We start from the raw sequence: 8034 nt of genomic DNA on the forward strand, positions 1-8034 counted from the left end.
CATTCTTTTTTTCACAAGTCACGTCACCCGACTTGCGGCGGCGCCCAGAATAGGGGCAGAGAGCCGGACCATCTCTCCCGCTTCCCGCCGCCGTGTTGAACTCCCCTCGCCATAGCCTTACAACCGCGCCAGCCTTCACCGCATCATTTTCGGGATTTTCATGCCGCACACGGGACTTGAGACGCTCATCAGCGCCGCTTTCGAGGATCGCGCCAACATTAACGCCGAGACGCAGGGCGACATCCGCCGCGCCGTCGATGGCGCGCTGCGTCTGCTCGACGCCGGCAAGCTGCGCGTCGCCGAAAAGATCGAAGGCAAGGAAGGCCCGGAAAGCTGGCAGGTCAATCAATGGCTGAAAAAGGCCGTGCTGCTGTCCTTCCGCTTGAATGATATGTCCGTCATCGCGGGCGGGCCGGGCGGCGCGACCTGGTGGGACAAGGTCCCTTCGAAATTCGTCGGCTGGGGCGCCGGCGAACATAACGCCGCCGGCTTTCGCTCCGTGCCGGGCGCGATCGTGCGTCACTCGGCCTATGTCGCGCCAGGCGCGATTCTGATGCCGTCCTTCGTCAATCTCGGCGCCTATGTCGACAGCGGCACGATGGTCGACACCTGGGTCACGGTGGGCTCCTGCGCGCAGATCGGCAAGAATGTGCATCTTTCCGGCGGCGTCGGCATTGGCGGCGTGCTGGAGCCCTTGCAGGCCAATCCCACGATCATCGAGGACGATTGTTTCATCGGCGCGCGTTCCGAGGTCGTCGAAGGCGTCGTCGTCGGCAAGGGCTCGGTGCTGTCGATGGGCGTTTTCATCGGCGCCTCGACCAAGATCGTCGATCGCGCCACCGGCAAGATCCACATGGGCTATGTGCCGCCCTATTCGGTGGTCGTCTCCGGCAGTCTGCCGGGCAAGCCTTTGCCGGACGGAACGCCCGGCCCGTCGCTCTATTGCGCGGTGATCGTCAAGACGGTCGATGCGCAGACGCGCAGCAAGACGGGCATCAACGAGCTTTTGAGGGATTGATGGACGCTGAGCGCCTGCGTTTTCTCTACCGCACCGATCAGGGCCGCATCGATCGCGCGACCTGGCGGCGCGGCGCGGGCGCGCTTGTCGCGGTTCTTTTGCCGCTGACGCTGATCTGGTTCGCGCTGGCGCCCTATTCGGCGCATGATTTGGCGACGACGCCCTTCTTCGCGCCGATGACGATTCTCGCCTACGTCTATGTCATCTTTTACGCCTTCGCCGTGATGCTGATCGTCGTGAGCTTCATCAATCTTTCGGCCAAGCGCTGTCGCGACCGCGGCCTTGCGCCGCCGCTCGGGCTTGCGAGCCTGGCGCCGCTTCTTGCGCTGCTTGCCGGCGCCGCGCATTTTCTGCAGCCGCGCGTCGCTGAAGTCATGTCGCGCTGGTATGTCTGGGGCGTCGACGCGCTCTTCGTCGCCGCCGCTCTGTGGACCGTCTATGAATTGGGTTGGCGGGAGGATGATGCTGCTGCGCGATGAGGAAGCGCTCGTTCCGCTTGAGCGCTGCCGCCTTTGCTTGACAAGGCGCCGGCGCGGACCGACTTTTCTTTCATGACCGAACCCATCCAAATTGACGCGCGCTGGGACGATGAAGCCCATGTCTGGATCGCGACAAGCGACGACGCGCCGGGACTGGTCGTCGAGGCGGCGTCCTGGCAGTCGATGATCGACGAAGTTCGCGCTATCTTGCCTGACCTGTTGGAGCTGGATGCGACGGGCGTGCGAGAAGTTTCGCTCACTTTTAAGGCGGAGACTCATCTCGGTCTCGCCGCCGGCTGATGGCCGACTTCTATCCGCAGATTGTCGCGCTTCTTGTCGCCGCGGGATGCAGTTTGGCGCGGCCCGGCAAAGGCAGCCACGAAATCTGGCATAGTCCAATCACGAACCGGAATTTCACATTGCCTCGAACGACGAAATCGCGCCATACCGCGAATGAGGTCTTGAAACAGGCTGGTTTGCCGAAAGCCTTCTAAATGACGCAGTCCCGCGCCGTCGCGCTCACCCGCGAACTCATTCGCTGTCCGTCCGTGACGCCGGCCGACGCCGGCGCGCTCGACGTCGTCGAGACGGCGCTGAAGGCGGTCGGCTTCGAGACGCATCGAATCGTCTTCTCCGCGCCAGGCACGCCCGACATCGACAATCTCTTCGCCAAAATCGGTTCCGGCGCGCCGCACCTCGCCTTCGCCGGGCACACCGACGTCGTGCCGCCGGGCGATCGTTCGCGCTGGCGCTTCGAACCCTTCGCGGCGGAAGTCTCGGACGGCCGCGTCTACGGCCGCGGCGCCTCGGACATGAAGGGCGCCATCGCCGCATTCGCCGCCGCCGCGCTCGCTTATGTCGAGCTTCATGGCGCGCCGAATGTAAAATCTTGGGGAACGCTCTCGCTGCTCATTACCGGCGATGAGGAAGGCGTCTCGATCAATGGCACGGTGAAGCTGCTTGAATGGGCGGCGGCGCGCGGCGAGCGCTTCGATCACTGCATCGTCGGCGAGCCGAGCAATGCGTCGACGCTCGGCGACATGATCAAGATCGGCCGGCGCGGTTCGCTCAGCGGACGCATTCGCGTCATCGGCAAGCAGGGCCATGTCGCCTATCCGCAGCGCGCCGAAAACCCCGCGCCGATCATCGCGCGCATCGTCTCTGCGCTCTCAGGGCACGAACTCGATAAAGGCACGACGCATTTCGAGCGCTCCAATCTCGAATTTTCCACGATCGACATCGGCAATCCGGCGGTCAATGTCATTCCCGGCGAGGCGCGCGCGCAGTTCAATGTCCGCTTCAACGACGTTTGGACGCATGAGTCGCTGAAAGCGCGCATTCTGCAGGTGATCAAGGAAGCGGCGCCGAATGCGAATGTCGAAGTTGAATTTCCGCCGTCGAACGCCGTCTCCTTCATCACCAAGCCCGGCGCCTTCACCGAACTCGTGGTTGACGCCGTGCGGCAGGTGACGGGCCTGACGCCGGAACTCTCGACGACCGGCGGCACGTCGGACGCGCGCTTCATCGTCAATTATTGTCCGGTGCTGGAGTTCGGCCTGACGAATGAGACGATTCACGCGGTCGATGAGAACGCCCGCGTCGCCGATATCGACGGGCTCTGCGCGGTCTATGCGCGCATCATTGAGCGCTATTTCGAGGGCGCGTCCGCTCGATGAAGGCGGCCCAAATAGGATTGGGCGTCCATATTCTGTCGAGGTCGGCGCGGGCGCGGGCCTCATCCATGCCTGCGCTGATCCGATAAAGATAAAGGAAGGCCGAGACCCGGTAGTTCGCGATGCAGTGGACATGCGTCGCAGATTCGCTCGCGCCTTCAAATGCCTCGCAGAAGCGATCGAAGTCCGCTTGTGTGGGATTTTGAAAGTCGACCGGAATATGCGTGTAGCGCAGGCCCAGCGCCGCCAGAATCTCCGCTTCGTTCTTTAGCGCCTTCTCACTGGTCGCGGGAGCGAGATTGATGACCTCGCGCACGCCAAGCGCGGCGATCTCGTCGAACTGCGCTTGCGTCGGCTGGCCGGATGTCGTGGTCCGCTCATCGAGACGCAGCCAATTGTAGATGTCGACGGGATCGGCCACTGGCGCTCTCACGCGTTGCGTTTCATTGCGACGGCGTCACCCCCGCGCGGCGAGCGGCACGACATTGTGCAGCTGCGCATCCGCCGTCTCGAAGAAGCGCCGCAGATTGCGCGCCGCCTGACGAATGCGCTGCTCGTTCTCGACGAGCGCGAGGCGCACGAACCCCTCGCCATGTTCGCCGAAGCCCTCGCCCGGCGCGACGGCGACGTCGGCTTTCTCGATCAGCAGTTTCGAAAATTCGAGCGTGGAGATGTTGCGGAAGCGCTCGGGCGCCGGCGCCCAGGCGAACATCGAGGCGCGCGGCGCCGGGATCGGCCAGCCGGCCTGCGCGAAGCTCTCGACCATCACGTCGCGCCTCCGCTTGTAGATCGCGCGCATCTCCTTGACGCAGTCGTCGGAGCCGTTGAGCGCCGCGACCGCCGCGACCTGCACCGGCGTAAAGGCGCCGTAATCGAGATAGCTCTTCACCCGCGCCAGCGCCGAGAGCAGCCGCTCATTGCCGACCGCGAAGCCGATGCGCCAGCCGGCCATCGAGAAGGTCTTCGACATCGAGGTGAATTCGACCGTCACATCCATCGCGCCCGGCGCCTGCAGCATCGAGGGCGGCGGATTGTCGTCGAAATAGACTTCGGCGTAGGCGAGATCGGAGAGCACGAAGATCTCATGCTTCTTCGCGAAGGCGACGAGATCCTTGTAGAAGTCGAGCGAGGCCACTTCCGCCGTCGGATTGGACGGATAGCAGACGACCACCGCGATCGGCTTGGGGATCGAGTGGATGATCGCGCGCTCCAGCGTCACGAAATAGTCGGGCGTGGGCGCCGAGGGCACGGATCGGATGACGCCGCCGGCCATCAGAAAGCCGAAGGCGTGGATCGGGTAGGAGGGGTTTGGCACCAGCACCACGTCGCCCGGCGCGGTGATCGCCTGCGCCATATTGGCGAAGCCCTCCTTGGAGCCGAGCGTCGCGACGACCTGCGATTCGGGGTCGAGCGTCACGCCGAAGCGGCGCGCGTAATAGCCCGCCTGGGCGCGGCGCAGCCCGGCGATGCCCTTGCTCGCCGAATAGCGGTCGGTGCGCGGCTTGCCGGCGGTCTCGACGAGCTTCTCGATGACGTGCTTGGGGGCGGGCAGGTCGGGATTGCCCATGCCGAGATCGATGATGTCGGCGCCGCCGGCGCGGGCGCGCGCCTTGAGGCGGTTCACCTGCTCGAAAACATAAGGGGGCAGGCGCTTGATGCGATAGAAATCCGACATTCTGTGTTTGTTCCGGAAGGCGCGAAGCGGCAAGTCTAGCGCATTTTGGCGCGGGCGTCAGGGGCGGGCGCCGCGGCTCCAGGGCGATCGGGTGGAGGGCTTCCTCTTCCTGAGGAGCGTGCGCAGCACGCGTCTCGAAGGGCGAGGAAGCCCGGCTTCGCGTATGTTTTCCTTACCCTCGTCCTTCGCCGAAGTCCTGCGCCGCCGTCACTCCGTGGTGACGATGACGAAATCCTTGCCAGAGCGGCTGTCGGGCGACAGCGGCGCGTCGGTCAGCACCATGGTCATGCCGGGATGCATGCGCGCCTGCATGGCCGCGTTGAAGGACGGGTCGGCGCGAAGCCGCTGGATCACGTCCTGGTCCGGCGCGAGCGCCGAATCCTCATGATGATGCGTGATCGCGCTCCAATGCATGCCGCGCGAATTCTGATCGGCGCCGTTCAGCACGAACACATGCGAGCCGAGCTTGTCGACGCCCTCTAAGCCAAGGACGGATTTCGCCACCACATGGTCGTTCTCGATCAACTCGATCACCTGGTCGGCCGAGGAGGCGACGACGCTGGTGACGGGGAAATTCTCGGCTTCCGTCCAGTCGGAGGGATGCTTCTTGCCCTCAAGCCCGGAGAGCACCTGCTCGAACTCCTGTTCGGCATAGCCGCTCAGCACCATGCCGGGATGGGTCAGTTCCCAAGGGTCGGTATGCGCGCCGGCGATGATGACCGGCGTGCCGATATGGGTGACGCCAAACAGCAATTCAGAGAATTTCGCCGGCAGGCGCACGCAGCCATGCGACGCCGGATAGCCGGGGAGATTGCCGGCATGCAGCGCGACGCCCGACCAGGTGAGGCGGTTCATGTTCGGCATCGGCGCGTCGTCGTACAGCGACGAGTGATGATTCCGGTCCTTCTCCAGCACGACGAAGACGCCGGTCGGCGTCGAATGTCCGGGCTTGCCGGTCGAGCAGGTGGAGGCGGCGATGCGGATGCCGTTGCGATAGACATGCACGCGCTGCTGGGGAAGCGACACGACGACGGAGACGGGTCCCTTCAAAGCGAGCTCGGGGCGCCAGATGAACTCGCCCGGCTTGAGCCGGCCGATCTCCGCCATCTTCTCGTCGCCGAACGCGCGGCGCCCGGTGATGACGGCGCTCGCCAGAAGCATCGCGCCCAAAAATCCACGGCGGTTCGCTGCAATGATGGTCATGACATGCCCCCCGAAACATGGCCCCCAAGGTCCACGCGTAACGAACCGCGGGTAGCATGAACAGCTAGGTTAACAAAGTGCGGCGGGGCACAGCGCGCGGCGCGCGCGCAAACCTCTCCCCGCCTGGGGGGAGAGGTCGAGCGAAGCGAGGGTGAGGGGCCGGGGCATGTGGCGGAACGTGACGAAGGCGCCGAGTCCGCTGCTGCAATCAGCCTTCCGCGACGACCCCCAGCCCCTCACCTCACCTCTCCCCGCCAGCGGGGAGAGGGGGCGGCCGGCCGAGCGGGTCGAGACGAACCGGAGCGGATGAACGCGAATTTCTTTTGGTGGAATCTCTTTGCGCGTCCGAGTTGATTCCGGCGCGGGCGCAAACCTCTCCCCGCATGCGGGGAGAGGTCGAGCGAAGCGAGGGTGAGGGGCAGGGGCATGTGGCGCAACGTGGCGAAGGCCCCGAATCGCTATGTGGCGGTGAAGCGACAGACGAACACTCCGAAACTCGTCGTGCTCAGCGCGGAAACGTCTGAGGCGAATAATAGCGTGACGATCGGCGCCGGCCCCAACCGCGCGCCCTGGCGCTGTCTGGTCAGACGCGGCGTCGTCGCCGAGGTCATGTCGCTGACGGGAAGCTGTGAGGTGGCCTGCTGAAGGCATAGGCGGAATTTAGTGGGATAGGAACTGATGTTCTTTGTTGCAATTGGGCGCGAGTTGCAATTTTAGCTAAACTCGAGCGGCCGGGCATTTATAACATCTTTTTTCTGCAACGTCACAGTCGTTCCCTCGTAAGCCACTCAGCAATGTTGGAGCCCTGAAAATGCTGCTTCGAAGGATCGCGATCGAAAACGTCAGGAGCTTCCTTGAGCGACAGGAACTCACTCTAGAAGGTCAGATTTCAATAATCATCGGTCCGAATGGCGGAGGCAAGACGAACTTGCTCGATACGGCAGTGGTGATGCTAAGAAGGTTTCTTTTGGCAACCCGGTATTTTGTGCACACTCCCAGAGCAGATCAGCCGGACCGGTGGGAGCTCAGATACAATGATCAATTATCTTCGCTTACTCTTGAAAAGCATAGTGACGGTAGAGAGTCGCCTCAAATTGTGGAGGTCGAGATTGAGGTAACAGCTGTCGACGTCAAAAACATGGCTACCATTCAGGCTCACGCAGATGAGGCAATGGCGGCAACAAAAAAGCGCTTCGATAATAGCCCTTGGGAAGCCGCGAATGGTTGGGAAGTCTCTAAGCTCTTCGCTGGGCAACACTTTGTTTATAGACTTCAAGATGGAGCGTTACACACGGAGAATTCGAAAGAGGCGTCCGATTTTTTGTCTTATCTCCAGCTCTTTGAAATCGACAATCAGCTACGAGCGGAGCTCGGGCAGATTGCCTTGCAGCTTCCAATGGTATACCTGCCAGTAAACCGTACCTCTGCCGCTTTTCATGCCAATATTGGCTTATATGACTACAATGACTACGAGGAAAAGCGTTCTTCTGACGCTACGTCATCTAGAAACGGAAGAAGTATTCTACAATTAGCTATCGGTCGTCTTGCACAGAAATATAGACTTCTTCAGGAAGAAGACAATCAGAGCGCGAGAGAAGCTTTGAAGGCGGACAAAAACCTAAAGGCCCTGTCTGAGGAGCTGAAAGGGCTAGGCTATGACTGGGAATTGAGAACTATAAATGCTTTGAGGAATGAGTATGACGTTGCTCTGAGCAAGCAAGGAACTTCGTTTCTTGTCAGCGCGGCCTCTTCTGGAGAGCGGGAGTTGCTAACGTATCTCTTTGCGATTTATGCCTTGAACGTCAGGAATGCACTAATAGTCATTGATGAACCTGAATTGCATCTCCATCCGAAATGGCAATTGGCTCTGCTGCACTTATTCGAGAAACTTTCAAAATCAACTGGAAACCAGTTGGACGCCTCCAAAAACCTCTGGCCAAATCGGGGTTGAGTTGATTCACTTGGTCATGTCGCAAGGGGATCGCG

10 protein-coding genes are annotated in these 8034 nt (G+C 61.8%); 7 read left to right on the top strand and 3 right to left on the bottom strand.

All coding sequences use genetic code 11. From position 1 onward, the window contains the following. Positions 1–160 precede the first annotated feature (160 nt). The 5 genes from dapD to dapE all read left to right on the top strand — a co-directional run bounded on the left by dapD (position 161) and on the right by dapE (position 3173). Positions 161–1018 (top strand): 2,3,4,5-tetrahydropyridine-2,6-dicarboxylate N-succinyltransferase, encoded by an 858-nt coding sequence (gene dapD, locus HUN39_RS17460; protein WP_175095716.1) that lies wholly within the window; start codon positions 161–163, stop codon positions 1016–1018. Further along, positions 1018–1497: a hypothetical protein gene (locus HUN39_RS17465; RefSeq protein ID WP_175095717.1), complete on the top strand. Its 480-nt coding sequence runs from the start codon at positions 1018–1020 to the stop codon at positions 1495–1497. The genes dapD and HUN39_RS17465 overlap by 1 nt, the downstream gene beginning before the upstream one ends. 72 nt (positions 1498–1569) lie before the next feature. After that, on the top strand, positions 1570–1797 hold the full coding sequence (locus HUN39_RS17470; protein WP_175095718.1) for a DUF1902 domain-containing protein: 228 nt from the start codon (positions 1570–1572) through the stop codon (positions 1795–1797). Next, on the top strand, positions 1797–1991 hold the full coding sequence (locus HUN39_RS17475; protein ID WP_175095719.1) for a type II toxin-antitoxin system HicA family toxin: 195 nt from the start codon (positions 1797–1799) through the stop codon (positions 1989–1991). Before HUN39_RS17470 ends, HUN39_RS17475 begins: the two co-directional genes overlap by 1 nt. Then, complete coding sequence (gene dapE / locus HUN39_RS17480; RefSeq protein WP_175095720.1) at positions 1992–3173, top strand: succinyl-diaminopimelate desuccinylase; 1182 nt, start codon at positions 1992–1994, stop codon at positions 3171–3173. Here dapE and HUN39_RS17485 read toward each other — a convergent pair. The 3 genes from HUN39_RS17485 to HUN39_RS17495 all read right to left on the bottom strand — a co-directional run bounded on the left by HUN39_RS17485 (position 3136) and on the right by HUN39_RS17495 (position 6048). Next, positions 3136–3591 carry a protein tyrosine phosphatase family protein gene (locus HUN39_RS17485; protein WP_332310785.1) on the bottom strand — a complete coding sequence of 152 codons (456 nt, stop codon included), beginning with the start codon at positions 3589–3591 and terminating at the stop codon, positions 3136–3138. The two genes, dapE and HUN39_RS17485, sit on opposite strands and share 38 nt — an antisense overlap. A gap of 36 nt (positions 3592–3627) precedes the next feature. Beyond that, a complete protein-coding gene (locus tag HUN39_RS17490) occupies positions 3628–4845 on the bottom strand; it encodes an LL-diaminopimelate aminotransferase (RefSeq protein ID WP_175095722.1) in 1218 nt (405 codons plus the stop codon). Positions 4846–5052: 207 nt separating this feature from the next. After that, positions 5053–6048, bottom strand: a complete 996-nt coding sequence (locus HUN39_RS17495; protein WP_175095723.1) for a L,D-transpeptidase — start codon at positions 6046–6048, stop codon at positions 5053–5055. Between the two features lie 438 nt (positions 6049–6486). Between HUN39_RS17495 and HUN39_RS17500 the strand changes: the two genes are divergently transcribed. Further along, entirely contained in the window at positions 6487–6693 is a 207-nt protein-coding gene (locus HUN39_RS17500) for a hypothetical protein (protein WP_175095724.1), read from the top strand. Between the two features lie 166 nt (positions 6694–6859). After that, entirely contained in the window at positions 6860–7999 is a 1140-nt protein-coding gene (locus HUN39_RS17505; RefSeq protein WP_175095725.1) for an AAA family ATPase, read from the top strand. Positions 8000–8034 lie beyond the last annotated feature (35 nt).

This window comes from Methylocystis silviterrae, from assembly GCF_013350005.1.
Classification (GTDB): Bacteria; Pseudomonadota; Alphaproteobacteria; order Rhizobiales; family Beijerinckiaceae; genus Methylocystis; species Methylocystis silviterrae.

Coding starts and splice junctions, on each gene's coding strand:
- dapD (WP_175095716.1), top strand. CDS start 161: ATGCCGCACACGGGACTTGAGACGCTCATCAGCGCCGCTTTCGAGGAT.
- HUN39_RS17465 (WP_175095717.1), top strand. CDS start 1,018: ATGGACGCTGAGCGCCTGCGTTTTCTCTACCGCACCGATCAGGGCCGC.
- HUN39_RS17470 (WP_175095718.1), top strand. CDS start 1,570: ATGACCGAACCCATCCAAATTGACGCGCGCTGGGACGATGAAGCCCAT.
- HUN39_RS17475 (WP_175095719.1), top strand. CDS start 1,797: ATGGCCGACTTCTATCCGCAGATTGTCGCGCTTCTTGTCGCCGCGGGA.
- dapE (WP_175095720.1), top strand. CDS start 1,992: ATGACGCAGTCCCGCGCCGTCGCGCTCACCCGCGAACTCATTCGCTGT.
- HUN39_RS17490 (WP_175095722.1), bottom strand. CDS start 4,845: ATGTCGGATTTCTATCGCATCAAGCGCCTGCCCCCTTATGTTTTCGAG.
- HUN39_RS17495 (WP_175095723.1), bottom strand. CDS start 6,048: ATGACCATCATTGCAGCGAACCGCCGTGGATTTTTGGGCGCGATGCTT.
- HUN39_RS17505 (WP_175095725.1), top strand. CDS start 6,860: ATGCTGCTTCGAAGGATCGCGATCGAAAACGTCAGGAGCTTCCTTGAG.